General features: G+C 67.9%; 16 protein-coding genes and 3 rRNA genes. 14 read left to right on the top strand and 5 right to left on the bottom strand.

What is annotated here, in order from left to right:
* Positions 1 to 17: 17 nt before the first annotated feature.
* Both QRX60_RS05205 and secA2 read right to left on the bottom strand, forming a co-directional pair.
* A complete protein-coding gene (locus QRX60_RS05205) occupies positions 18 to 569 on the bottom strand; it encodes an RNA ligase 1 family protein (protein WP_285999660.1) in 552 nt (183 codons plus the stop codon).
* A gap of 77 nt (positions 570 to 646) precedes the next feature.
* Positions 647 to 2986 (bottom strand): accessory Sec system translocase SecA2, encoded by a 2340-nt coding sequence (gene secA2 / locus QRX60_RS05200; protein WP_285999659.1) that lies wholly within the window; start codon positions 2984 to 2986, stop codon positions 647 to 649.
* Positions 2987 to 3141: 155 nt separating this feature from the next.
* Between secA2 and QRX60_RS05195 the strand changes: the two genes are divergently transcribed.
* Together QRX60_RS05195 and QRX60_RS05190 are read left to right on the top strand one after the other, a co-directional pair.
* Positions 3142 to 4704: an alpha/beta hydrolase gene (locus tag QRX60_RS05195; protein ID WP_285999658.1), complete on the top strand. Its 1563-nt coding sequence runs from the start codon at positions 3142 to 3144 to the stop codon at positions 4702 to 4704.
* Positions 4689 to 6173, top strand: coding sequence for an alpha/beta hydrolase (locus tag QRX60_RS05190; protein WP_285999657.1), 1485 nt, complete (start codon positions 4689 to 4691; stop codon positions 6171 to 6173). The genes QRX60_RS05195 and QRX60_RS05190 overlap by 16 nt, the downstream gene beginning before the upstream one ends.
* On the opposite strand, the gene QRX60_RS05185 is transcribed toward QRX60_RS05190, so the two are convergent.
* Complete coding sequence (locus QRX60_RS05185) at positions 6170 to 6832, bottom strand: LppX_LprAFG lipoprotein (RefSeq protein WP_285999656.1); 663 nt, start codon at positions 6830 to 6832, stop codon at positions 6170 to 6172. The two genes, QRX60_RS05190 and QRX60_RS05185, sit on opposite strands and share 4 nt — an antisense overlap.
* Positions 6833 to 6930: 98 nt before the next feature.
* On the opposite strand from QRX60_RS05185, the gene QRX60_RS05180 reads away from it, so the two are divergent.
* From QRX60_RS05180 to rrf, 6 genes are all read left to right on the top strand, one after another.
* The gene (locus QRX60_RS05180; protein WP_285999655.1) at positions 6931 to 8211 is read left to right on the top strand and encodes an MFS transporter; all 1281 of its coding nucleotides are present in this window, start codon (positions 6931 to 6933) and stop codon (positions 8209 to 8211) included.
* Between the two features lie 61 nt (positions 8212 to 8272).
* Positions 8273 to 9616 carry a type I glutamate--ammonia ligase gene (gene glnA / locus QRX60_RS05175; RefSeq protein WP_285999654.1) on the top strand — a complete coding sequence of 448 codons (1344 nt, stop codon included), beginning with the start codon at positions 8273 to 8275 and terminating at the stop codon, positions 9614 to 9616.
* Entirely contained in the window at positions 9616 to 11175 is a 1560-nt protein-coding gene (locus QRX60_RS05170; protein ID WP_285999653.1) for an amidase, read from the top strand. Before glnA (QRX60_RS05175) ends, QRX60_RS05170 begins: the two co-directional genes overlap by 1 nt.
* Positions 11176 to 11612: 437 nt before the next feature.
* Positions 11613 to 13132: ribosomal RNA gene (locus tag QRX60_RS05165) — 16S ribosomal RNA — on the top strand.
* Between the two features lie 329 nt (positions 13133 to 13461).
* Positions 13462 to 16579 (top strand): 23S ribosomal RNA (locus QRX60_RS05160).
* 82 nt (positions 16580 to 16661) lie between these two features.
* Positions 16662 to 16778, top strand: a 5S ribosomal RNA gene (rrf, locus tag QRX60_RS05155).
* The 16S, 23S and 5S rRNA genes sit together here, the layout of an rRNA operon.
* 379 nt (positions 16779 to 17157) lie before the next feature.
* On the opposite strand, the gene QRX60_RS05150 is transcribed toward rrf, so the two are convergent.
* Positions 17158 to 17607, bottom strand: coding sequence for an Lrp/AsnC family transcriptional regulator (locus QRX60_RS05150; RefSeq protein ID WP_285999652.1), 450 nt, complete (start codon positions 17605 to 17607; stop codon positions 17158 to 17160).
* Positions 17608 to 17718: 111 nt separating this feature from the next.
* Between QRX60_RS05150 and QRX60_RS05145 the strand changes: the two genes are divergently transcribed.
* The 6 genes from QRX60_RS05145 (at position 17719) to QRX60_RS05120 (ending at position 24108) form a co-directional block, all read left to right on the top strand.
* Positions 17719 to 18150, top strand: a complete 432-nt coding sequence (locus QRX60_RS05145; RefSeq protein ID WP_285999651.1) for a rhodanese-like domain-containing protein — start codon at positions 17719 to 17721, stop codon at positions 18148 to 18150.
* Between the two features lie 19 nt (positions 18151 to 18169).
* The gene (locus QRX60_RS05140; protein ID WP_285999650.1) at positions 18170 to 18919 is read left to right on the top strand and encodes a type 1 glutamine amidotransferase; all 750 of its coding nucleotides are present in this window, start codon (positions 18170 to 18172) and stop codon (positions 18917 to 18919) included.
* A gap of 95 nt (positions 18920 to 19014) precedes the next feature.
* A complete protein-coding gene (locus QRX60_RS05135) occupies positions 19015 to 20148 on the top strand; it encodes an inorganic phosphate transporter (RefSeq protein WP_285999649.1) in 1134 nt (377 codons plus the stop codon).
* 30 nt (positions 20149 to 20178) lie between these two features.
* Positions 20179 to 23154 (top strand): bifunctional [glutamine synthetase] adenylyltransferase/[glutamine synthetase]-adenylyl-L-tyrosine phosphorylase, encoded by a 2976-nt coding sequence (locus QRX60_RS05130; RefSeq protein ID WP_285999648.1) that lies wholly within the window; start codon positions 20179 to 20181, stop codon positions 23152 to 23154.
* Positions 23155 to 23176: 22 nt separating this feature from the next.
* Positions 23177 to 23611 (top strand): acyl-CoA thioesterase, encoded by a 435-nt coding sequence (locus QRX60_RS05125; protein WP_285999647.1) that lies wholly within the window; start codon positions 23177 to 23179, stop codon positions 23609 to 23611.
* A 2-nt stretch (positions 23612 to 23613) separates the two neighbouring features.
* Positions 23614 to 24108: a GNAT family N-acetyltransferase gene (locus QRX60_RS05120; RefSeq protein WP_285999646.1), complete on the top strand. Its 495-nt coding sequence runs from the start codon at positions 23614 to 23616 to the stop codon at positions 24106 to 24108.
* A 69-nt stretch (positions 24109 to 24177) separates the two neighbouring features.
* Here the strand turns inward: QRX60_RS05120 and glnA (QRX60_RS05115) are convergent, their stop codons facing one another.
* Entirely contained in the window at positions 24178 to 25602 is a 1425-nt protein-coding gene (gene glnA, locus QRX60_RS05115) for a type I glutamate--ammonia ligase (RefSeq protein ID WP_285999645.1), read from the bottom strand.
* Positions 25603 to 25652 lie beyond the last annotated feature (50 nt).

Genomic DNA, 25652 nt, shown 5'->3' with positions numbered 1-25652 from the left:
GTGGGCGAAATGCCACGCTAGGTCGACGCGACCGCGTCGCGGTGCTTGAGCTTCGCCATCCGGCCGTCCCGGTGGTGCCAGACGATGCCCTCGAACTCCGGGTGCTCGAGCAGCCACTTCATCAGCCCGTCGAAGTCGCGCGGGACGCCGGCGAACTCCTGCGCCGTCGCGTGCGGGACCAGCCGGTGCGTGCCGAGCTGCTCCGGGTCGCCGTTGATCTTCGGCCCGCACAGCTCGTAGGTGCCGGGCGCCGCCCCGAACAGCCGCTCGTGCGCTTCCTCGAAGAACGGCGCGAACGACGACTGCTCGGCCGGCTCCCAGCCGACCGTCTTCCCCGTCTCCGGATCGGTCTGCACGGCCTCGAACCCGGCCGGCGCGCTCTTGCCCGCCTTCACCTCGCGCCGCGCCCACCAGGTGCCGGACTCGTCGAGCCGGACGCAGGTGCCGTCGTACTTGCGGGTGGCCACGCCTTGGCCGTCGAGCACCCACTGGCACGCGGGGTGCACTTCGCGGGTGACGCGGCGAAGGTCTTCGGGATCGCGCCGGAACAGCGTCGGGATCTTGCGCATGGCGTCGATTCTTCCGGTTGCGGCCAACGAAAAAACCCCCGCTCGGACGAACCGGGCGGGGGTTTTCGAGCGGACGGCTACTTCCGCTTGATCATGCTCCGGACCTTCTTGATGGTCTGCTCGAAGTCCGAGTCGAACGGGTTGTCGTGCACCAAGTAGGTCCACGTCGTGTTCGCCCGCCGGACGCCGGCTTCGCCGAGGTCGATGCCCTCGTCGGTCAGCTCGGCCTCTTCGAGGGTCTTCGCGGCCCGCGAATTCGCCTCGTTGATGATCTTGTGGAACTCCGGGATCGCCGCGCGGTGGAACTCGTCGAGCGGCGTCTCCCGGGCCAGCGCCCGCAGGTGGATGCTTTCGCGGACGTCGGTCAGGTACGCCAGGTGGTCCGACCACAGCTGGTCGATGTGGAACAGCAGCACCTCGCGGCACATCTGCTCCAGCTTCTCCTGGTCGTCGAGCTTTTCCTTCAGCTCGCCGAACTTCTCCGGGTGCGCCTTCTCCAGCTGCTCCGCCGCGTACGCGGTGCGAAGCACCTTGTCGCGGTGCACCAGCAGGTCACGCCGCTGCCGCTCGATCAGCCGCGTGTAGCGCCAGGTGTTGCGGTGGATCTCCAGGTCGACGCCCTCGGCGACGCGCTGGGCGTGGTTGAGCTGCCGCAGCGCCGCGTTGTCGACGATCTCGCCGGTCTCCTCGTCGTCGACGATGCCCTCGGGCACGTCCGGCGCGTTGGACAGCACGAGCTCGTCGTTCAGGCTGGCGAAGAAGATCGCGCTGCCCGGGTCGCCCTGCCGGCCGGAGCGGCCGCGCAGCTGGCCGTCGAGCCGGCTCGACGGGTACCGCGCGGTGCCGATGACGTGCAGCCCGCCCAGCTCGACGACCTCGTCGCGGGTGGCGCCGTCGGTGCCGCCCAGCCGGATGTCCGTACCGCGGCCGGCCATCTGCGTGGACACGGTGACCGCGCCCTTCTTGCCGGCCTCGGCGATGATCGCGGCCTCTTCGGCGTCGTTGCGCGCGTTGAGCACGACGCACTCGAGGTCGACCTTCGCCAGCTTCTCGGCCAGCTCTTCGGACTCGGCGACGTCCTGGGTGCCGACGAGGATCGGCCGCCCGGTCTCGTGCACCGTGCGGATCTCCTCCTCGATCGCCCGCAGCTTCTGCGACGGCGAGGCGAAGATCCGGTCTTCGAGGTCCTCGCGGATGTTCGGCGTGTTCGGCGGGATGACCGCGACCTCGAGCTCGTAGAACTCCCGCAGCTGCTCGGCGACGGCGACCGCGGTACCGGTCATGCCGGCCACCTCGGGGTAGCGCGCGAGCAGCGCCTGGACGGTGATCGAGTCGAGGATCTCGCCGCGGTCGGTCGCGGTGACCTGCTCCTTCGCCTCGACGGCGGCCTGCAGGCCGTCCGGCCAGCGCTGCAGCTCGGCGACGCGGCCGCGGGCGGCGTTGATGAGCTGGACCTTGCCGTCGCGGACGAGGTAGTCGACGTCGCGGGTGAGCAGCGCGTGCGCGTGCAGCGCGACGTTCACCGCCGGGAGCCGGTCCGAAGCCGTCTCGCCGTAGAGGTCGTCGACCTCCAGGCCGAGCGACTTCGCGACGACGGACGCGCCGGCGTCGGTCAGCCAGGCGTTGCGGCCCTCGCTGTCGGTCTCGTAGTGCAGGTTGAGCCGCAGCCGCCGGACGACCTTCGCGACCTCTTCGTCGGCGTCGGTGTGGTCGATCGAGCCGGCCATCACCAGCGGGACGCGGGCCTCGTCGACCAGCACCGAGTCCGCCTCGTCGACGATCGCGACCTCGGGGGCCGGCTGGACCAGGTCGTCGACCGAGGTGACCAGCCGGTCGCGCAGCACGTCGAAGCCGATCTCGGCGACGGCGCCGTACGTGACGTCCTTGGCGTAGGCCACCTTGCGCTCCTCGCGGGAGTGCGCGGGCTCGACCCACCCGACCGAAACGCCGAGCAGCGCGTACACCGGGCCCATCCACTCGGCGTCGCGGCGCGCCAGGTAGTCGTTGACCGTCACGACGTGAACGCGCTTTCCGCGGATCGCGTAGCCGGCCGCGGCCAGCGCACCGGCGAGCGTCTTGCCCTCACCGGTCTCCATCTGCACGACGTGCTTGGTGAGCAGGCCCATGGTGCCGAGCACCTGGACGTCGAACGCGCGCTCGCCGAGCGCCCGCCGGGCGGCCTCGCGGCCCAGCGCGCACACCTCGATCAGCTGGTCGTCACCGAAGGCGGTGTCCTTCAGCGTCTCGCGGAGCTTGCCCGCCCGCTCGGTCAGCTCCTCGTCGGAGAGCTTCTCGAGCTCGGGTTCGAGCTTCTCGACTGCGGGCAGCAGTGCTTCGTAGCGGGTCAGCTCGACGCTGCCCGGCCGCTGGATGATCCGGCGGAGCCGCTTGCCCACCCGGCTGATCAGTGCTGCCACCCCTGGTCTCCCGTTCTCTCTCGCTCGACCGGCCTGCCCCACCCAACGTGGCGGTGGTGCGTTCGAGTTCCGCGGCCGGATGGGACGATCCAACCGTGTTCCCTCATCCCAGCGCCAGGTCCCGTAGTCGCAGGATCACCGCAATTGCGACATCCGTGCTGCTAGCGGCCTCGCTGACCGCGTGCACGTCCACCGGCAAGCCCGTGCCGCCCGCGCCGACCACCGAGTCGCACCCGCCGTCCGGGCCGGTGCCCGCCGGTCTGGAGCGGTTCTACGGCCAGAGCCTGAGCTGGGCCGACTGCGCACCTTACGCGACGTCGGAAGACGCCAGGTCGGCGTTCCAGGCGAAAGACATCCAGTGCGCCCGGCTGACCGTGCCGCTGGACTACGCCAAACCGGCCGGCGACACCATCACGCTGGGCCTGCTCCGGCACAAGGCGACGGACGAGGGCTCCCGGATCGGGTCGCTGGTGGTGAACCCCGGCGGCCCGGGCGCGTCGGGCATGGTCGCGGCCGCCGGGCTGGTCAAGCCGGCGACGAGCACCGGCCTGGCCAAGCGCTTCGACCTGGTCGGCTTCGACCCGCGAGGGATCGGCGCCAGCCAGCCGGCCATCCACTGCTTGACCGACCAGGAGCGCGACGCCGACCGCGCCGACGACAGCGAGACCGACGGCTCGCCGGCCGGCGTGCTCAAGCAGGAATCGCAGGAGAAGGACTTCGCCGCGAAGTGCGCCCAGCGCACCGACGACGGCACCGGGATGCTGGCCAACGTCGGCACCCGGGACGTCGTGAAGGACCTGGACGTCCTCCGCTCGGTCCTCGGCGACGAAAAGCTCACCTATCTGGGCTACTCCTACGGCACCCGGATCGGGTCGGCCTACGCCGAGGCGTTCCCGAAGAACGTCCGGGCGATGATCCTCGACGGCGCGGTCGACCCGGAGCAGGACGCGGTCGAATCGCTGGTCGCGCAGGGCCAGGGCTTCGGGACGGCGTTCACGGAGTTCGCGAAGTGGTGCACCACCCAGCAGGACTGCGCGCTCGGCCAGGACGCGAACGCCGCGGTCAAGGCGTTCCAGGACCTCGTCCGGCCGCTGATCGACTTCCCGGTGCAGGTCGGCGACGGCCGCAAGCTCTCCTACGAGGACGCGACGACCGGCGTCATCCAGGCGCTCTACCAGCAGAGTCTCTGGGACACGCTCAACTCGGGCCTGAACGAGCTGAAGCAGCAGCGCGGCGTGACGCTGGAGAAGCTCGCGGACATCTACAACGAGCGCGACACCGACGGCAAGTACGGCACCACGCAGGACGCCTTCACCGCGATCCGCTGCGTCGACGACCCGCGCGTCACCGATCCGGCCGTGATCCTCAAGGCGCAGGAGGAGTACGTGAAGGTGGCGCCGTTCCTCGACGACGGCCGCCCGGCGAGCGCGGCCCGCGACGCCTGCGCGTTCTGGCCGGTGCCGAACACGTCGGAGCCGCACGTGCCGAACGTCGAAGGCCTGGCGAAGACGCTGGTCATCTCGACGACCAACGACCCGGCGACGCCGTACCAGGCCGGCGTCAACCTCGCGAAGGGCCTGAAGGGCGCGCTGCTCACCTTCGAGGGCACGCAGCACACGGTGTTCCTGCAGGGCGTGAAGTGCGTGGACCAGGCGGGCACGGACTACCTCGTCGACGGCACGGTGCCGCCGGACGGGACCCGGTGCTCCGGGCAGTAGCGGCCGCGCCGGCCCTGGCCCTGCTGCTGGCGGCGTGCACGGGTGCTCCGGCACCGGTGCCGCCGTCGCCCTCCTCGTCGTCCAGGCCGCCTGACCTGGGCAAGTTCACCCAGCAGAAGCTCGCGTGGAGTCCGTGCGGCGAGTCCCTGGACTGCGCGCACCTGAGCGTGCCGCTGGACTACGCCGCACCGGACGGACCGGCCGTCACGGTCGGCCTGCTGCGGCACAAGGCCGCGAAACAGCGGATCGGCTCGCTGGTCGTCAATCCCGGCGGTCCCGGCGGCCAGGGGACGGCCACGGTCGCGTCGCTGGTGAAGACGCCCGCCGCCGCGCCCCTGCTCGACCGGTTCGACCTGGTCGGTTTCGACCCACGCGGGGTCGGCACGAGCGAGCCGCGGATCACCTGCCGCACCGACGCCGAGCAGGACGCGGACCGCGCATCCGACGTCGAAAGCGACACGTCGCCTGAAGGGGTGAAGAAGCAGCTCGCCGAGACGACCGCGTACGGCGCGAAGTGCGCCGAAGCGACGAAGTACGGCAGGACGTTCCTCGCGAACGTCGGCACCCGAGACGTCGTACGCGACCTCGACGTCCTTCGCGCCGCGCTCGGCGACGAGAAACTGACCTACCTCGGCTACTCGTACGGGACGCAGATCGGCGCGGCCTACGCCGAGACGTACCCGCGCAACGTCCGAGCGCTGCTGCTCGACGGCGCCGTCGACCCCGCGCAGGGCCTGGTGGACTCGCTGGTCACGCAGGCCGCGGGCTTCCAGGACGCGCTGAACGAGTTCGGCAAGTGGTGCGCGTGCCCGCTCGCCGGCAGCACCGAAGCGTTCCAGCAGCTAGTCCGCCCGCTGATCACGAAGCCCCTCCCGGCCGGGACCCGGAAGCTCTCGTTCGAGGACGCGATCACGGGCACGTTCGCGGGGCTCTATTCACGCGGCGACTGGCCCGCCCTGAAGGCCGCGCTCGCGCAGGTGGCCCGGGGCAACGGCCGGACCCTGCTGGCCTTCGCCGACGGCTACTACCAGCGCGACCGCGACGGCCGCTACAGCGGCGCGATCGACGCGTACTTCGCCGTCCGCTGCGCCGACCACACCCGCGTCACCGACCGCGCCGCGATCGACCGCGCGCACGAGAAGATGCTGGCCGGCGCGCCCTTCCTGGCCGGCGGCACGCCCGACACGAGCGAGCTGGACATCTGCTCGACCTGGCCGGTCCCGCCGACGTCGGCCGAGCACGCGCCGCGGCCGCGGAACCTGCCGAAGACCCTGGTCGTCTCGACGACGCACGACCCCGCGACGCCGTACCAGCAGGGCGTCGACCTGGCGAAGGACCTCGGCGGCGTCCTGCTGACCTACGAAGGTGTCCAGCACACGGTCTTCCTCGAAGGCAACGCGTGCGTCGACCGCGCGGGCATCGCCTACCTGGTCGACGGGACCCCGCCCGCCGCCGGCACCCGCTGCTAGCCGAGGTTCACCGGCTCGTTCTGCTTGGTCAGCGAAAGCTCGAACATGACGGGGCTGAGGTGGTCGCCGGCCGGGGGCACCTGCACCCAGAGCCGGGCGAACCGCCGGGCCCCGTCCGCGGAGACCCACACCTTGACGATGATGTCGTCGGCGACCTGCGGCAGCACGCTGTGCGCGACGGCCGCGGGCACCCGGCCGCCGACGCGCAGGGCCGCGGCGCCGTCGACGTTCTCCTTGCCCTCGGTCCGGGCGTCGGCGACGCCTTTCAGCAGCCGTTCGAGCCCGCCGGACGGGCCGAGGAAGGCCCCCACCGCGTACTGCTCGGGGATCCGGCCGCGCGCGACGTCGGGGTCGGTGGTGACTTCGCCGTTCCGGACGGTGAAGCGGAACTTCGTGTGCCCGTCCCCGTCCTGGACGTCGGCCGTGCCGGTCGCGGCCCCGCCGCCGTCGAGGGTGGCGTCGCCCTCGATGAGCCGGAGCGGGAAGCCCGGCAGCACGCCGTTGACGCCGGCCGCGAAGTGCACGCTGCGCACCGAGGCGAACGACGTGGCCGCGTCGCGGACCAGTTCGGCGCCCGCCGGGAACGGCCCGCGCGTGTCCGGCGATCCGGTGCAGCCGGCCGTCAGCAGGAGCACGAGCAGGAGGGCGAAGCGGGGCATGCCGCGAGCCTACTGAGCGCGTCGGCGTGGCTCGATCCTTGCGGATGATGTCCTTCAAGCCACTTTCGACCCTTCGGGTCCCCGGCGAGACTGCTGGAGTGACTGTTGAGACCCGCCCTGCCCCGAAGCTGCACCGCGCCTGGCTGATCGCCGGTGCCGCCTTCGTCGCGCTGCTCGCCTCCGCCGGCTTCCGCTCCGCCCCCGGCGTCCTCATCGACCCGCTCCACGAAGAGTTCGGCTGGTCCACGGCCACGATCAGCTCCGCCGTCTCGGTCAACCTCGTGCTCTACGGCCTCTTCGCGCCCTTCGCGGCCGCGCTGATGGAGCGGTTCGGCATCCGCCGCGTCTCGGCGACGGCGTTGTTCGTCATCGCCCTCGGCGCGGCCGGCACGGTCTTCATGAGCGCGAGCTGGCAGCTGATCCTCTGCTGGGGCGTCCTGATCGGCGCGGGCACCGGCTCGATGGCCATGAGCTTCGCCGCGACCGTCGCGGCCCGGTGGTTCGTCCGCAGCCGCGGCGTCGTCACCGGCGTCCTGACCGCGGCCGGCGCCACCGGCCAGCTGATCTTCCTCCCGCTGATCGCGAACCTGGCGGTGAGCTCGGGCTGGCGGACGGCGTCGCTGGTGATCGCGATCGCCGCGCTGACCGTCGTCCCGGTGGTCCTGCTGGTCATCCGCGACCACCCCGCCGACGTCGGCACCACGGCCTACGGCGCGCCGGCCGGCGCGGAGGTCGCGCGCCCGGCGTCGAAGACCGGTTCGGCCCGCCGCGCGCTTTCGGTGCTCGGCCAGGCCGCCCGCACCCGGACGTTCTGGCTGCTCGCGGTCGGCTTCGCGATCTGCGGCGCGACGACGAACGGCCTGGTCGGCACCCACTTCGTCCCCGCCGCGCACGACCACGGCATGCCGCAGACGACGGCCGCGGGCCTGCTCGCCCTCGTCGGCGTCTTCGACGTCGTCGGCACGATCTTCTCCGGCTGGCTCACCGACCGCGTCGACCCGCGGATCCTGCTCGGCGTCTACTACGCGCTGCGGGGCCTTTCGCTGGCCCTGCTGCCGCAGCTGTTCACCGACTCCGTGCAGCCGAGCATGTGGGCGTTCATCCTGTTCTACGGCCTCGACTGGGTGGCCACGGTCCCGCCGACGGTCGCGCTCTGCGTCCGCGCGTTCGGCGACGCCGGGCCGATCGTGTTCGGCTGGGTCTTCGCCTGCCACCAGCTCGGCGCCGCGTTCGCCGCGTCGGCCGCCGGCCTGGTCCGCGACCAGCTGGGGAACTACAACCTGGCCTGGTATTCGGCGGCCGTCCTGGCGGTGCTCGCGTCGGTCGCTTCGCTGGCCATCACGCGGGCGAAGAAGCCCGTTCCGGTGCTCGCGAGCTGACTTCGTCACCCTCGGCGCGTCGTGAAACATCCCGTTAACACGCTGTCGTTAGGGTGCGGCCATGGATCGCCAGCAGGAATTCGTGCTCCGCACGCTCGAGGAGCGCGACATCCGTTTCGTCCGTCTCTGGTTCACCGATGTGCTGGGGTTCCTCAAGTCCGTCGCGGTCGCGCCGGCGGAGCTCGAAGGCGCGTTCAACGACGGCATCGGCTTCGACGGCTCGGCCATCGAGGGCTTCGCGCGCGTCTACGAATCGGACATGGTCGCCAAGCCCGATCCGGCCACGTTCCAGGTCTTGCCGTGGGAAACCCCCGACGGCGGCCCGTACTCGGCCCGCATGTTCTGCGACATCGCGATGCCGGACGGCTCGCCGTCGTGGGCCGACCCCCGGCACGTCCTGCGCCGCCAGCTGTCGAAGGCGGCCGAAGCCGGCTTCACCTGCTATGTCCACCCCGAGATCGAGTTCTTCCTGCTCTCGACCATGCCCGACGACGGCAGCGAGCCGGAGCCCGCGGACAACGGCGGCTACTTCGACCAGGCCAGCCACGCCACGGCGACGCACTTCCGCCGCCACGCCATCGAGACCCTCGAGGCGATGGGCATCTCGGTCGAGTTCAGCCACCACGAAGGGGCACCGGGCCAGCAGGAGATCGACCTCCGCTACGCCGATGCGCTGACGATGGCCGACAACGTGATGACGTTCCGCTACGTCGTCAAGGAGGTCGCGCTGACCCAGGGCGTGCGCGCGACGTTCATGCCCAAGCCGTTCACCGACCAGCCCGGCTCGGGGATGCACACCCACGTCAGCCTGTTCGAAGGCGACCGCAACGCCTTCTACGACGCCGAGGACCCGCACGAGCTTTCGGAGACCGGCAAGGCCTTCGTCGCCGGCGTGCTGCACCACGCCAAGGAGATCTCCGCGGTCACCAACCAGTGGGTGAACTCCTACAAACGCCTGATCAGCGGCAGTGAGGCCCCGACGACCGTCTCGTGGGGCCGCGCGAACCGCTCGGCGCTCGTCCGCGTCCCGATGTATTCACCCGGAAAGGCGTCATCCCGCCGGGTGGAGATCCGTACCCTGGACTCGGCGTGCAACCCGTACCTGGCGTACTCGGTCATCCTGGCCGCCGGGCTCAAGGGGATCGAGAAGGGTTACGAGCTGCCGCCACCCGCCGAGGACAACATCTGGCAGTTGAGCGACGCCGAGCGGCGCGCCGCCGGGTACTCCCAGCTGCCGCAGAACCTGGGGGAGGCGCTGGCCGAGATGGAGAAGTCCGAGCTCCTGCCGGAAGCGCTCGGCGAGCACGTCTACGACTTCTTCCTCCGGAACAAGCGCGTGGAGTGGGACAACTACCGCAGCGCGGTCACCCCGTACGAACTCCGAACGCTCCTCCCGGTGCTCTGATGGGGCGGCGGCCGGTGGTCCTCGCGATCCTGGCCGCCGCACTCGCGCTCGTCGCGGGAGCACCGGTGGCTTCGGCGTCTTCCCCGAAGTTCGACCTCGACGCGGCCGACATCCCGGCGCTGCAGGCGCGGATGGCGTCCGGCGGGCTCACCGCGGTCGGCCTGACCAGCACTTATCTCGAGCGGATCCGCCGGATCGACGGCAAGGTCAACGCCGTCCTGGCGCTGAACCCGGCGGCGTTGAGCCAGGCCGCTTCGAGCGACGCGAGACGTCGGGCGCACCACCTTCGCGGCCCGCTCGACGGCATCCCGGTGCTGGTCAAGGACAACGTCGACACGCGCGACCAGTGGACGACGGCGGGGTCGCGCGCCCTGCGCAGCCACCCCGCGAAGGACGCGACGCTGATAACGCGGCTCCGCAACGCCGGAGCCGTCATCCTCGGCAAGGCGAACCTCTCCGAATGGGCGAACTTCCGCGCCGCGAAGCCGACGTCCGGCTGGTCGGGCGTCGGCGGGCAGACGAACAACCCGTACGTGCTGGACCACAACCCGTGCGGGTCGTCCGCCGGCTCCGCGGCCGGCGTCGCCGCGTCGCTGGCCCAGGTGGCGATCGGCAGCGAGACCGACGGCTCGATCGTCTGCCCCGCGGGGATGACGGCGACGGTCGGGCACAAGCCGAGCCTCGGCCTGGTCAGCCGCACCGGGGTGGTGCCGATCTCCGCCGAGCAGGACACCGCCGGGCCGATCGCGCGCAACGTCGTCGACGTCGCCTTGACGCTGTCGGTCCTGCAGGGGCGGGACCCCGCGGACCCGGCCACCGCGCAGTACCCGGACTCGCAGCCCACGGACTACGCGAAGCTGCTTCGGCCGGGCGTGCTGCGCGGTGCGCGGATCGGGCTGTGGCGGCTGCCGGTGCTCGGCCCGGACACCGACGCGATCATGACGTCCGCGCGGAACTCCCTGGTCAAGGCCGGTGCGACGGTCGTCGAGGTGACTCCGCCGTACCAGGCGCGGCTCGGTGAACTGGAGTTCCCGGCGCTGCTCACCGAGTTCCACCGCGACATCGACGCGTACCTCGCGACGCGCCCGCGCGGCCCGCGGAACCTGGCCGGGCTGATCGCCTACAACCGCGCCGACCCGCTGGAGCGGACGTGCTTCGCCGGCCAGGAGCTGTTCGAGCAGGCACTGGCCGCACCGCCGCCGACCGACCCCGGCTACCTCGCCGGCCGCGCCGAGCTTTCGGACCTCGCCCGCCGGTCCCTCGACGAGACGCTGGCGAAGTACCAGCTCGACGCGATCGCGTCGCCGACGAACCCGCCCGCGTGGAAGACCGACTGCGCGATGGGGGACGACGACGTCATCCCGTCGTCGACGCCGGCCGCGGTCGCCGGCTACCCGGACGTGACGGTGCCGGCGGGGTTCGCCGGACCCCTCCCGGTGGGCATCTCGTTCATGGGTGCGCGGTGGTCGGACGCCCGGATGCTCGCGCTCGCGGCCGACTTCGAACGGGTCGCGCCGGCGCGGGTCTCGCCGAGCTACCTGCCGTCCTTGCCGTCGTAGCCCTGCGTACACGCTCTGACCTGCGGCAATGGCATTAAGTGCCCCCCCTGTTCGGGACCGGTTTCGGGGCATGTAATCTTCTCTTCGTCGCCAGGAACACCGGGTCGCCCCGGGGCCTCAAGCCCCGAAGATCCGGCCGGGCCGAGCGGGTTGACACCGCGGATCGGACCGGGTAATGTTCAGCGTCGGCCCACGAGCGGCCGCCGAATCCCTACGACTAACAGCGTAGGCTGAGGCATGCTCGACCAAAAGCTTTGAATATCGCTTGGAACAACTGCCGAGGATTTAGCCGCTGATAAAGCGGGTGGATTCGGAGTGTGTTGCTTGAGAACTCAACAGTGTGCTAGTGAACTAAGCCAGTAGAGCTTATATGAAACCTCGTATGAGGTTCCTTTGAGAAAATCTAGATTGAGAAATAGTCTCGATCAAACTATTCATTGTTGGAGAGTTTGATCCTGGCTCAGGACGAACGCTGGCGGCGTGCTTAACACATGCAAGTCGAACGCTGAACCACTTTCGGGTGGGGATGAGTGGCGAACGGGTGAGTAACACGTGGGTAATCTGCCCTGCACTCTGGGATAAGCCTTGGAAACGAGGTCTAATACCGGATATCACAACGCTTCGCATGAAGTGTTGTTGAAAGTTCCGGCGGTGCAGGATGAACCCGCGGCCTATCAGCTTGTTGGTGGGGTAATGGCCTACCAAGGCGACGACGGGTAGCCGGCCTGAGAGGGTGACCGGCCACACTGGGACTGAGACACGGCCCAGACTCCTACGGGAGGCAGCAGTGGGGAATATTGCACAATGGGCGCAAGCCTGATGCAGCGACGCCGCGTGAGGGATGACGGCCTTCGGGTTGTAAACCTCTTTCGCCAGGGACGAAGCGCAAGTGACGGTACCTGGATAAGAAGCACCGGCTAACTACGTGCCAGCAGCCGCGGTAATACGTAGGGTGCAAGCGTTGTCCGGATTTATTGGGCGTAAAGAGCTCGTAGGCGGTTTGTCGCGTCGGCCGTGAAATCTCCACGCTTAACGTGGAGCGTGCGGTCGATACGGGCAGACTTGAGTTCGGTAGGGGAGACTGGAATTCCTGGTGTAGCGGTGAAATGCGCAGATATCAGGAGGAACACCGGTGGCGAAGGCGGGTCTCTGGGCCGATACTGACGCTGAGGAGCGAAAGCGTGGGGAGCGAACAGGATTAGATACCCTGGTAGTCCACGCTGTAAACGTTGGGCGCTAGGTGTGGGCGACATTCCACGTTGTCCGTGCCGTAGCTAACGCATTAAGCGCCCCGCCTGGGGAGTACGGCCGCAAGGCTAAAACTCAAAGGAATTGACGGGGGCCCGCACAAGCGGCGGAGCATGTGGATTAATTCGATGCAACGCGAAGAACCTTACCTGGGCTTGACATGCGCCAGACATCCCCAGAGATGGGGCTTCCCTTGTGGTTGGTGTACAGGTGGTGCATGGCTGTCGTCAGCTCGTGTCGTGAGATGTTGGGTTAAGTCCCGCAACGAGCGCAACCCTTATCCTACGTTGCCAGCGCGTTATGGCGGGGACTCGTGGGAGACTGCCGGGGTCAACTCGGAGGAAGGTGGGGATGACGTCAAGTCATCATGCCCCTTATGTCCAGGGCTTCACACATGCTACAATGGCTGGTACAGAGGGCTGCGATACCGCGAGGTGGAGCGAATCCCTTAAAGCCGGTCTCAGTTCGGATCGCAGTCTGCAACTCGACTGCGTGAAGTCGGAGTCGCTAGTAATCGCAGATCAGCAACGCTGCGGTGAATACGTTCCCGGGCCTTGTACACACCGCCCGTCACGTCATGAAAGTCGGTAACACCCGAAGCCCATGGCCCAACCCGCAAGGGAGGGAGTGGTCGAAGGTGGGACTGGCGATTGGGACGAAGTCGTAACAAGGTAGCCGTACCGGAAGGTGCGGCTGGATCACCTCCTTTCTAAGGAGCACAACACATCCACTCGGCCGGGATTCCCGGAACTACCGTGGTGGGGTGGCTGGAACTCAAGTGCCGAATGTGTGCTTGTTCCGGTTGCTCAAGGAATTGTGGAACTACTGGTTATGGCTTGTTCTGGTTGGCAATGCCTCGTCTAGTACTGACCGCTTGCGGTCGTGGAACGAAGGGCCGGCGCCTGGAGGGCAAGTTGTTCATGAAGCACACTGTTGGGTCCTGAGGCAACACGCCTCAGGGCTAGAGCATAGCCCTGGAACGTTGTTTGTTTCTGGTGTGGTGTTTGAGAACTGTAGAGTGGATGCGAGCATCTTTGTGGTCAAGTTGTTAAGGGCACATGGTGGATGTCTTGGCTTCAGGAGCCGATGAAGGACGTAGGAGGCTGCGATAAGCCTCGGGGAGCTGTCAACCGAGCTGTGATCCGAGGATTTCCGAATGGGGAAACCCAGCACCAGTGATGTGGTGTTACCCGCACCTGAATATATAGGGTGTGTGGAGGGAACGCGGGGAAGTGAAACATCTCAGTACCCGTAGGAAGAGAAAACAACCGTGATTCCGTGAGTAGTGGCGAGCGAAAGCGGAAGAGGCTAAACCGTGTATATGTCAAGCTGTCAGGCGTTGTATGTGCGGTGTTGTGGGACCCAGCGTCGAGGATCTGACAGTCCTCGGAATGGTCACGTATGTTAGTGGAACCGCTTGGGATGGCGGGCCGGAGTGGGTGAGAGCCCCGTACGCGAAAACATGTCGTTGATTGTTTGTTTGGTGTTCCCGAGTAGCAGCGAGCTCGTGGAATTTGCTGTGAATCTGCCGGGACCACCCGGTAAGCCTAAATACTTCCTGAAGACCGATAGCGGACGAGTACCGTGAGGGAAAGATGAAAAGTACCCCGGGAGGGGAGTGAAAGAGTACCTGAAACCGTGTGCCTACAAGCCGTCAGAGCCTTTGGGTGATGGCGTGCCTTTTGAAGAATGAGCCTGCGAGTTAGTGCTGCGTGGCGAGGTTAACCCGTGTGGGGTAGCCGTAGCGAAAGCGAGTCTGAATAGGGCGATTGAGTCGCGTGGTCTAGACCCGAAGCGGAGTGATCTACCCATGGCCAGGGTGAAGCGACGGTAAGACGTCGTGGAGGCCCGAACCCACTTAGGTTGAAAACTGAGGGGATGAGCTGTGGGTAGGGGTGAAAGGCCAATCAAACTCCGTGATAGCTGGTTCTCCCCGAAATGCATTTAGGTGCAGCGTCACATGTTTCACCACGGGGGTAGAGCTACTGGATGGTCTAGGGGCCTTACCGGGTTACCGAAATCAACCAAACTCCGAATACCGTGGTGTGAGAGTGTGGCAGTGAGACGGCGGGGGATAAGCTTCGTCGTCGAGAGGGAAACAGCCCAGAACACCAGCTAAGGCCCCTAAGTGTGTGCTCAGTGGGAAAGGATGTGGGATTGCCCAGACAACCAGGAGGTTGGCTTAGAAGCAGCCACCCTTGAAAGAGTGCGTAATAGCTCACTGGTCAAGTGGTCCTGCGCCGACAATGTAGCGGGGCTTAAGCACACCGCCGAAGCTGTGTCATTCATGCAATACATCGGCTTGAGGCCTTGAGTCTCTTGTCTAGTGGTGTGGATGGGTAGGGGAGCGTCCTGCATCCAGGGAAGCGGCGGCGGAAGCCAGTCGTGGAGGGTGTGGGAGTGAGAATGCAGGCATGAGTAGCGAATGCAGAGTGAGAAACTCTGCCGCCGGATGACCAAGGGTTCCTGGGCCAGGCTAATCCGCCCAGGGTAAGTCGGGACCTAAGGCGAGGCCGACAGGCGTAGTCGATGGACAACGGGTTGATATTCCCGTACCCGAGCATGTGCGCCCATGACGAGGCGTTTGATACTAACCACCCGAAGCGTGCCGGCGAAGCCTTCGGGCCTAGTTGGCATTGTGGAGCGTGGGACCTGATTTCGTAGTAGTCAAGCGATGGGGTGACGCAGGAAGGTAGCTCCGCCAGTGAGTGGTAGTACTGGTGTAAGCGTGTAGGGAAGTTGGTAGGCAAATCCGCCAGCTATATATCCTGAGACGTGATGCGTAGCCGTTTGAGGCGAAGTAGAGTGATCCTATGCTGCCGAGAAAAGCCTCTAGTGAGTGCATGCACGGCCCGTACCCCAAACCAACACAGGTGGTCAGGTAGAGAATACCAAGGCGATCGGGTGAACTGTGGTTAAGGAACTCGGCAAAATGCCCCCGTAACTTCGGGAGAAGGGGGGCCAAACACCTTGAAGTCCCTTGCGGACTAGGGGTGGGTGGCCGCAGAGACCAGCGGAAAGCGACTGTTTACTAAAAACACAGGTCCATGCGAAGTCGCAAGACGATGTATATGGACTGACGCCTGCCCGGTGCTGGAACGTTAAGAGGACCGGTTAGCCTTTTGGGGCGAAGCTGAGAATTTAAGCGCCAGTAAACGGCGGTGGTAACTATAACCATCCTAAGGTAGCGAAATTCCTTGTCGGGTAAGTTCCGACCTGCACGAATGGCGTAACGACTTTCCGGCTGTCTCAACCACAGGCCCGGCGAAATTGCACTACGAGTAAAGATGCTCGTTACGCGCGGCAGGACGGAAAGACCCCGGGACCTTTACTATAGTTTGGTATTGGTTTTCGGTTCGGCTTGTGTAGGATAGGTGGGAGACTGTGAAGCGGTGACGCTAGTTACTGTGGAGTCGTTGTTGAAATACCACTCTGGTCGAATTGGGAATCTGAACCTCGGGCCATGATCTGGTTCAGGGACAGTGCCTGATGGGTAGTTTAACTGGGGCGGTTGCCTCCTAAAGAGTAACGGAGGCGCCCAAAGGTTCCCTCAGCCTGGTTGGCAATCAGGTGTTGAGTGCAAGTGCACAAGGGAGCTTGACTGTGAGACAGACATGTCGAGCAGGGACGAAAGTCGGGACTAGTGATCCGGCACCTCCTGGTGGAAGGGGTGTCGCTCAACGGATAAAAGGTACCCCGGGGATAACAGGCTGATCTTGCCCAAGAGTCCATATCGACGGCATGGTTTGGCACCTCGATGTCGGCTCGTCGCATCCTGGGGCCGGAGTAGGTCCCAAGGGTTGGGCTGTTCGCCCATTAAAGCGGCACGCGAGCTGGGTTTAGAACGTCGTGAGACAGTTCGGTCCCTATCCGCCGCGCGCGTAGGATACTTGAGGAAGGCTGTCCCTAGTACGAGAGGACCGGGACGGACGAACCTCTGGTGTGCCAGTTGTTCCGCCAGGGGCATGGCTGGTTGGCCACGTTCGGAAGGGATAACCGCTGAAGGCATCTAAGCGGGAAGCCTGTTCCAAGATGAGGTATCCCACCCTTTGTGGGTTAAGGCTCCCAAGAGACCATTGGGTTGATAGGCCAGAAATGGAAGCACAGTGATGTGTTGTCGAGTTGACTGGTACTAATAGGCCGAGGACTTGTCTACGAAGGTGTTACGCATCCACTCTACGGTTCTGAAACACCACACGGCCCTCGTGTTTGTGGGGGGTGTGGTTGTTTCGTAGTGTTTCGGTGGTTTTAGCGTCAGGGAAACGCCCGGTCCCATTCCGAACCCGGAAGCTAAGCCTGACAGCGCCGATGGTACTGCAACCGAAGGGTTGTGGGAGAGTAGGACACCGCCGAACTTATGTTGGGGAAGGCCCCGGTTGAGAACTTTGGTTCTCCCGGGGCCTTTTCTCATGCCCGCACCCACTCCCCCCCCCGACCTGTCCGGGTGGGCGAGTTCCGGCTTCACTCACGCGAGTCACGTCCTGGATCACGGGGATGGCGGTCCTGGTCACTGCTGGCCGACCGTTCAGGCACGCGAGCCAACCATCTGGGTAGGTGTGTCGTCGGTTCAATCACGCGAGTCGACCCTGCAATCACGTGAGTCGGCCTGCCGATCACGCGAGTTCCGCCCTCAATCGCGCGAGTCACGTCTCTGATCACGTGAATGACGGCCCGGATCACGCCAGCGCCGGACCCGGCCGACGACAGACAGCCCCACCAATCGCCCGTGAAGCCTCAAACCGGACGCGGCCGAGGCACCGGCCGGCTCCGCAACGGACTCGACAACACCAGCGACGTCGTGGTCTCCCCGTACCGCTGCACCTTCTCGACCAACCCCTCCAGTTCCGCGGTGTCCCGGCACAGGACCCGCAGGATCCAGCACTCCTCACCGGTGACGTGGTCCGCCGAGACGACCTGCGGCAGCGGCAACACCGCCGTCCGGAACCGGGGCGTGTCCAGACTCCGCACCCGCGCCCGCACCAACGCCTCGATCGGCAATCCCAGCTTCGACGTGTCGATACTCGCCGCGTAGCCGGTGATCACCCCGCGCTCCTCGAGACGGCGGACCCGCTCGGTCACCGCCGAACCCGACAGCGAGACCCGGCGGCCGAGCTCCGAAAAACTGAGCCGGCCGTCCGCCTGGAGGAGCTCCAGCAGGTGCCAGTCGACGTCGTCGAGATCCACCGCAACTCTCCCGGGTGAGCAGGGCCAGAACAGGGAAATCCCCGGCCGGCCCGGGCTTCCACCCCGATTCTGCCCTGTGTCCGGGGCCCCGGGACCAGCAGGATTCAAGGCATGACCACCGCACGTACGCTCACCGTCCCCGCCCCGGCGCCGGAAGCGGCCACGAAGTACTTCGGCGCCGAACTCGCCTTCGAGGTCGATCCCGACGATCTCGTCCGGGACCTCGACGCCGGCCGCACCGACGGCTACGTCGTCGTCGAGACGCGGGCCGAAGAGGCCTACGCCCAAGCTCGCATCCCCGGCGCGATCAACCTCCCGTACAAGGACATGACGGCGGAGAGCACCCAGCACCTCGATCGGGACCTCGTCTACGTCTGCTACTGCGAGAGCATCCACTGCAACGCCGCCACCAAAGGCGCGCTCAAGCTCGCCGAGCTCGGGTTCAAGGTGAAACGGCTCTCCGGCGGCATCACCGCCTGGATCGCTGCCGGCCACCCCGTCGAGGGCGCGGGAGAAACAGGCGAGATCCGCTGCGCCTGCTGAGCCACCTACCCTGAAAAGCGTGACACGACTGCTCATCATCCAGCCGGACGCGTCGGACCCGCTCGGCCCCCTCGGCGACTGGCTCACCGACGCCGGCGCGGAGCTCGACGTCCGGCTGCCGCCGAAGGACGACCTGCCCGACGACCTCGACGCCTATCGCGGCGTCGTCTGCCTCGGCGGCGGCATGGCCGCGGAGGACGACGTGAAGCACCCGTGGCTCGCCGACGTCCGGCGGTTGCTGGCCAAGGCGGCGATCCGGAAGCGGCCGACGCTGGGGATCTGCCTCGGCGCCCAGCTGCTGGCCGTCGCGACCGGGGGACGCGTCGAGGTCGGGCGGGACGGGCCCGAGGTCGGTCCGCACCTCGTCGCGAAGAAGGACGCGGCGTGGACCGACCCGCTCTTCGCCGAGCTGCCGCTCATGCAGGACGTGCTGCAGTTCCACAACGACGCGATCACCCGGCTCCCGCCCGGCGCCGAGCTGCTCGCGTCCGCACCGCGCTACCTGCACCAGGCCTTCCGGTTCAACCGTTGTGTCTACGGTGTCCAGTTCCACATCGAGACGACGCCCGCCATCGTCGAGAGCTGGGCCGCCGACGAGCCCGAGATGGCGGAATTCGCCCGTCCGGGCTCACTCGAGCACGACGCGTTGACCGCCGTGCACGCCGACATCGAGGAAACCTGGCGCCCGTTCGCGCAGCGGTTCGTCCGGTTGGCCGCCGGAGAACTCGAGCCCGCCGCCGACAGTCAACGCTCATTGCCGCTGGCTTAACGCCTGGGATCACAATCAGCAACAGCCTGTTAACGCCAGGCGTCACCCTTCAGGTACCTTGCGGAAGGAGTCCCCACAAGGGTTCGGAGGTCGGGGTGGAGCCCTCGTTGCTGGTCGTGATCGTCGTCGTCACGGCCTTGGTTTTCGATTTCACGAACGGGTTCCACGACACCGCGAACTCGATGGCCACGTCGATCGCGACCGGGGCCCTCAGGCCCCGGGTGGCCGTCGCGATCTCCGCGGTGCTGAACCTGGTCGGCGCGTTCCTGTCGGTGGAGGTCGCCAAGACGATCTCCAGCGGCTTGGTGGACGACACGAAGATCGGCCCGTCGATCGTCTTCGGCGGGCTGATCGGCGCGATCGTCTGGAACCTCGTGACGTGGTTCGTCGGCCTGCCGTCGAGCTCGTCGCACGCCCTGTTCGGCGGCCTGATCGGCGCCACCTGGGTTTCGGCGGGGACCGACTCGGTCCACTTCGGAAAGATCGTCGAGAAGGTGCTGGTCCCCGCCGCCGCGAGCCCGGTGATCGCCGGCGTCGTGGCGATGATCGCGACGTACCTCGTCTACCGGTTCCTCGTCCGCGGCCGCCCGGCCACGCGCGGGTTCAAGGTCGGCCAGGTCGTCTCGGCGTCGCTCGTGTCCCTCGCCCACGGCACCAACGACGCGCAGAAGACCATGGGTGTCATCACGCTCACGCTCGTCAGCGCCGGCAGCCTGCCCGCGGGCGCGTCGCCACCCGTCTGGGTGATCATCAGTGCGGCCTGCGCCCTCGCTCTCGGCACGTACCTCGGCGGCTGGCGCATCACCCACACCCTCGGCAAGGGCCTCACCGACATCGAGGGCCCGCAGGGCTTCGCCGCCCAGACGAGCTCGGCGCTGGTCATCCTGATCTCGTCGCGGCTGGGCTTCCCGCTTTCGACGACGCACGTGTGCTCCGGCGGGATCGTCGGCTCCGGCGTCGGCCGCCGGGAGGCGCCGGTGCGCTGGCGGATGGCGGGCCGGATGGTCATCGCGTGGCTCTTCACGCTGCCCGCCGCCGCGATCGTCGGTGCGGTGTCCGGCAAGATCGCCTCGCTCGGCACCGCGGGCACCATCGCCGTCGGCGTCGTCGGGATCGGTGTGGGGGCCGGGATCTGGCTGCTTTCCCGTCGTCACCCCGTCACCGCGCACAGCTTCCAGGTGCCCGAGCCGACGCCCGCCGGGACCGAACCGGGCCGGCTCGCCGCCTGATCCCGCCCGCCCGGGATACGGTGGTTCGTGATGGCAGACCGCGCGCGATCGACCGCTTCGGCGGCGAGGTACGGCTTCACCGATGCCCGTGCCGAGGGTCAGTTGCGCGCGGCCGGCTGGTGGGACGACGCGGGCCCGCTCGAGGCCGCCGGCGACGTGCTCTCGGCGTTGTCCCGGACCGCGGACCCGGATCTCGCGCTGCGCGGGATCGACCGCATCCGCGAGGCCGACGACGGCGAGTGGACCCGGCTCGAAGACCAGTTGCGCGCCAACCGGACCTTCCGCGGCCGCTTCCTCAGCGTGCTCGGGACGTCGAGCGCGCTGGCCGACTTCCTCGCCGCGAACCCGGAGCAGTGGCAGTCGCTCACCGGCGACAAGTGCACGGACTCCGCCTGCTACCGCGAAAACCTGGGCGCGTCACTCGTGCGGGACGACGGTTCGGTGCTCACCGGGCTCGAAGCCGAGCAGGCCCTCAAGATCGCCTACCGCGGCCAGCTGCTCGGCATCGCCGCCGCGGACCTGGGCCACCTCGTCGAGGCCGGGCTCGAGCACCCGCACTACGCCGAGGTCGCGGCGCAGCTGACCGAGCTGGCCGAGGCCGCGCTCGCCGCCGGGCTCACCGTTGCCGAAGCGGAGGTCGGCGCGTCCGCCGAGGGCACCCTGGCGATCATCGCCATGGGCAAGTGCGGCGGCCGGGAGCTCAACTACGTCAGCGACGTCGACGTCATCTTCGTCGGCGCGGGCGACCTCGGCACCGCGACGCGGCTGGCCAGCACGACCATGCGGGTCGTCGGGAAGGCGTGTTTCGAGGTCGACGCCGCACTGCGCCCCGAAGGCAAGGCAGGCGCGCTCGTGCGCACCCTGGAGAGTCACCAGGGCTACTACCAGAAGTGGGCCAAGACCTGGGAGTTCCAGGCGCTGCTCAAGGCACGCCCGGTGGCGGGCGACGCCGAGCTGGGGCAGCAGTACGCCGAGATGGTCGCCCCGCTGGTGTGGTCGGCGGCCGACCGGGAGAACTTCGTCGGCGAGGTGCAGCAGATGCGCCGCCGCGTCGAGGGGCACGTGCCGTCCGAACACGCCGAGCGCGAGCTCAAGCTGGGCCGCGGCGGGCTGCGTGACGTCGAGTTCGCCGTGCAGCTGCTGCAGCTCGTGCACGGCCGCGTCGACGCCGACCTGCGCTCGCCGTCCACGATGGACGCGCTCGCCGCGCTCGGCGAAGGCGGCTACGTCGGCCGCCAGGACGCGGCCGAGCTGGGCGCGTCCTACGAGTTCCTGCGGACCATCGAGCACCGGCTGCAGCTGCGGCGGCTGCGCCGGACGCACCTGTTCCCCGCCACGACGGACACCGACGAGCTGCGGATCCTGGCGCGGGCCAGCGGGATCAAGGCGAGTGGCGGGAAGAGCCAGGGCGAGGCGCTGCTGGCCGAGTTCCGCAAGCACGGCAAGGGCATCCGCCGTCTGCACGAGAAGATCTTCTACCGGCCGCTGCTGCAGTCCGTCGCGAACGTGCCGACCGAGGCGCTGCGCCTGACCACCAAACAGGCGGCCAGCCGGCTGGCCGCGCTCGGCTACACCGCCCCCGACGGCGCGCTCCAGCACATCAAGGCCCTCACCTCCGGCGTCTCGCGGCGCGCCGCGATCCAGCAGGCGCTGCTGCCGGTGCTGCTCGACCTCCTGGCCGACACCCCCGACCCCGACGGCGGGCTGCTGTCGTACCGGAAGGTGTCCGAGGCGCTCGAAGACACCCCGTGGTACCTGCGGGTCCTGCGCGACGAGGGCACGGTCGTGGAGAACCTGGCCGCCCTGCTCGGCACGTCCCGGCTCGTGCCCGACCTGCTCGTCCGCGCGCCGGAGGTGCTGCGGCTGCTCGGCGACCCGGCCCGGCTGCTCGGCCGCACACCCGCCGAGGTGGCGAAGTCGCTGCGGGCCGCCGTCCGGCGCCAGCCCGGGTTGAACGCCGCCGTCGCCGCCGCGCGTTCGCTGCGGCGCCACGAGCTGTTGCGGATCGCCTGCGCCGACCTGCTCGGCCTGCTCGACGTGCCCGCGGTGTGCGAAGCGCTGTCCAGCGTCTGGGTCGCGGTGCTGCAGGGGGCGCTGGCCGCGGCGTTCCGGCAGCGCCAGGCGGAGCTGGGCCGCACGCCGGCGCGCATCGCCGTGATCGGGATGGGCCGGCTCGGCGGTGCCGAACTCGGCTACGGCTCCGATGCCGACGTCCTCTTCGTGTGCGAGGCGTCCGAAGGGGTTTCGGACGCCGACGCCGTGAAGTTCGCTTCGTCGGTCGCGGAGACCGTCCGGAAGATGCTGGGCGCGCCGAGCTCGGACCCGGCCCTGGAGGTCGACGCCGACCTGCGCCCGGAGGGGCGGAGCGGACCGCTGGTGCGGACGCTGGAGTCGTACCGCACGTACTACGCGCGCTGGGGCGAGGTGTGGGAGGCGCAGGCGTTGCTGCGCGCCCGGTTCGTCGCGGGGGACGACGACCTCGGCGAGCGCTTCATCGCGATGATCGACCCGATCCGCTACCCCGAGGGTGGCCTGGACGCGACGAAAGCCCGCGAGATCCGCCGCATCAAGGCGCGCGTCGAGACCGAGCGGATGCCCCGCGGAGCCGACCCGACGCGCCACACGAAACTCGGGCGCGGCGGCCTCGCCGACGTCGAGTGGACGGTCCAGCTGCTGCAGCTGCAGCACGCGCACTCGGTGCCGGGACTGCGGACGACGTCGACGCTGGACGCGCTGGCCCGCCTGCCGGAAGCGGGCTTGGCCGAGCAGTCCGAAGCGGACTCGCTGCGGGAGGCGTGGCTGCTGGCCACGAGGGTGCGCAACGCGGGGATGCTGGTGCGCGGCAAGGCGGTCGACGAGGTCCCGGGGTCGGGCCGCGACCTGGCGGCGGTGGCCCGGGTGCTGGGCCAGACGGCGGCCGACGACCCCGGCGAGTTCCTGGACACGTACCGTCGCATCACCCGGAGGGCGCACACCGTGGTGGAGCACCTGTTCTACGAGGCCTGAGCGGTCGCTTACAGTGGGGTGCGTGACTGAGCGCGAGCCGTTCCGGACCCGGATCAAGGTCCGGCACTACGAGTTGGACACCCTGGGCCACCTCAACCACGCCGTCTACCACTCCTACGGCGAGGTCTCGAGACTCGAGCTGCTCGAAGCGGCCGGCGGGCTCGAGAACTTCGTGAAGGCGAAGCTCGCGTCGGTGCTGCTGGAGACGCACGTGGTGTTCCGCCGCGAGCTACGCGCGGGCGACGAGGTCGACGTGACGTGCGACGTCAAGTTCGGCAGCGGCAAGACGTTCTCGATGGACTCGAACATCTTCAAGGCGGACGGGACCCTGGCCGCGGAGATCACCTGCACGCTGGGGCTGATGGACCTGGAGCGCCGCAAGCTGGTGGCGGATCCGCGGGGGAAGTTCGAAGCCGCGGGCGCGGACCTGAAGCTGCTCTCGACCTCGGAGGGCTGAGGGTGGAGATCCGCCCGGCCGCTCCCGGCGACTGGCCGGGGATCTGGCCGATCATCCACGACGTCGTCACGGAGCAGCAGACGTTCCCGTACGACCCGGCGATGACCGAGGAAGAGGCTCGCCGCAGCTGGCTCCGGCCTGCGCCGGCCCGGACGGTCGTCGCGGCCGACGGCGACCGGGTGCTGGGAACGGCGAACATGTACGCCAACCGTCCCGGGCCGGGGAGCCACGTGGCCTCGGGAAGCCTGATGGTCGGGGCCCCGGCGCGCGGTAGGGGAGTGGGCCGCGCGCTGGCGACGGACATGATCACGTGGGCCCGCGAGGCGGGCTTCGCGGCGATCCAGTTCAACGCGGTGGTGGACACCAACGAGAGCGCGATCCGCCTCTACGAGAGCCTCGGCTTCACGACCCTGGGCGTGGCACCGGGAGCGTTCCGCCACCCCGTCCACGGCGACGTCGGCCTCCGCATCATGTGGCTGGACCTGCGCCCGGCCTGAACGAGAAACGCCGGCGGCGAGGGCTCTTCGCTCCTCGCCGCCGGCGTGCCCGGGGGTCGTACTACCGCATCACACGTCGTAGTACAGGGCGAACTCGTACGGGTGCGGGCGCAGCCGCAGCGGGTCGATCTCGTTCTCGCGCTTGTAGGCGATCCACGTCTCGATCACGTCCGGTGTGAAGACGCCGCCCTCGAGCAGGTAGTCGTGGTCGGCCTCGAGGGTGTCCAGCACCGTGCCGAGGTCGCCCGGGACCAGCTTGACGTTCTTGGCCTCCTCGGGCGGGAGCTCGTAGAGGTCCTTGTCGATCGGGTCCGCCGGCTCGATCTTGTTCTTGATGCCGTCGAGCCCGGCCATCATCATCGCCGAGAACGCCAGGTACGGGTTGCCCGACGAGTCCGGGCAGCGGAACTCGGCGCGCTTGGCCTTCGGGTTGTTGCCCGTGATCGGGATGCGGACGCAGGCGGAGCGGTTGCGCTGCGAGTAGACCAGCGAAACCGGCGCCTCGAAGCCCGGCACCAGGCGGTGGTAGGAGTTCACCGTCGGGTTCGTGAAGGCCAGCAGGCTCGGCGCGTGCTTGAGCAGGCCGCCGATGTAGTGCCGCGCGGTGTCCGACAGGCCGGCGTAGCCCGACTCGTCGTGGAACAGCGGCTGGCCGTCCTTCCACAGCGACTGGTGGCAGTGCATGCCCGAGCCGTTGTCGCCCGCGAGCGGCTTCGGCATGAACGTCGCGGTCTTGCCCGCGGCGAACACCGTGTTCTTCACGATGTACTTGAACAGCTGCAGGTCGTCCGCGGCGTGCAGCAGCGTGTTGAACTTGTAGTTGATCTCGGTCTGGCCGGCGGTGCCCACCTCGTGGTGCGCGCGCTCGATCTCGAAACCGGTGTTCGTCAGGTTGCGGACGATGTCGTCGCGCAGGTCGGCGAAGTGGTCGACCGGCGGGACCGGGAAGTAGCCGCCCTTGAACTTCGTCTTGTAGCCCTGGTTGCCACCGACCTCGTCGGCGCCGGTGTTCCACCAGCCCTCGATCGAGTCGATCTCGTGGAACGAGGCGTGCTCGGCGGAGTCGAAGCGGACCGAGTCGAAGATGTAGAACTCGGCCTCGGGACCGAAGTAGACGTTGTCGGCGACGCCGTACTCGGAGATGTACTGCTCGGCCTTGCGCGCGATGTTGCGCGGGTCGCGGCTGTACGCCTCACGGGTGAACGGGTCGTGCACGAAGAAGTTGAGCGCGAGCGTCTTCGCCTTGCGGAACGGGTCGATCCGGGCCGTCGCCGCGTCCGGCAGCAGCAGCATGTCGGACTCGTGAATGGACTGGAAGCCGCGCACCGAGGAGCCGTCGAACGCGAGACCCTCTTCGAATGCCTCTTCGGTGAAGGCCTTCGCGGGGACCGTGAAGTGCTGCATCACGCCGGGCAGGTCGCAGAACTGGACGTCGACCACCTCGACGTCCTCGTCGGCGATGAGGCGCTGGATGTCGTCTGGAGTAGTGGGCACCCTCGGTGACTCCTTCTCGTTCGAGCTCGTACGGCAGTGCTCTCTTCGGC

It is taken from the genome of Amycolatopsis mongoliensis, from assembly GCF_030285665.1.
Lineage (GTDB): Bacteria > Actinomycetota > Actinomycetes > Mycobacteriales > Pseudonocardiaceae > Amycolatopsis > Amycolatopsis mongoliensis.
This window is presented reverse-complemented; position numbering and strand designations above follow the sequence as displayed.

Bases quoted from the DNA above. Each gene is read 5' to 3' on its own strand.
- QRX60_RS05205 (WP_285999660.1), bottom strand. From the start codon at position 569: ATGCGCAAGATCCCGACGCTGTTCCGGCGCGATCCCGAAGACCTTCGC.
- QRX60_RS05185 (WP_285999656.1), bottom strand. From the start codon at position 6,832: ATGCCCCGCTTCGCCCTCCTGCTCGTGCTCCTGCTGACGGCCGGCTGC.
- glnA (WP_285999654.1), top strand. From the start codon at position 8,273: ATGGATCGCCAGCAGGAATTCGTGCTCCGCACGCTCGAGGAGCGCGAC.
- QRX60_RS05170 (WP_285999653.1), top strand. From the start codon at position 9,616: ATGGGGCGGCGGCCGGTGGTCCTCGCGATCCTGGCCGCCGCACTCGCG.
- QRX60_RS05145 (WP_285999651.1), top strand. From the start codon at position 17,719: ATGACCACCGCACGTACGCTCACCGTCCCCGCCCCGGCGCCGGAAGCG.
- QRX60_RS05130 (WP_285999648.1), top strand. From the start codon at position 20,179: ATGGCAGACCGCGCGCGATCGACCGCTTCGGCGGCGAGGTACGGCTTC.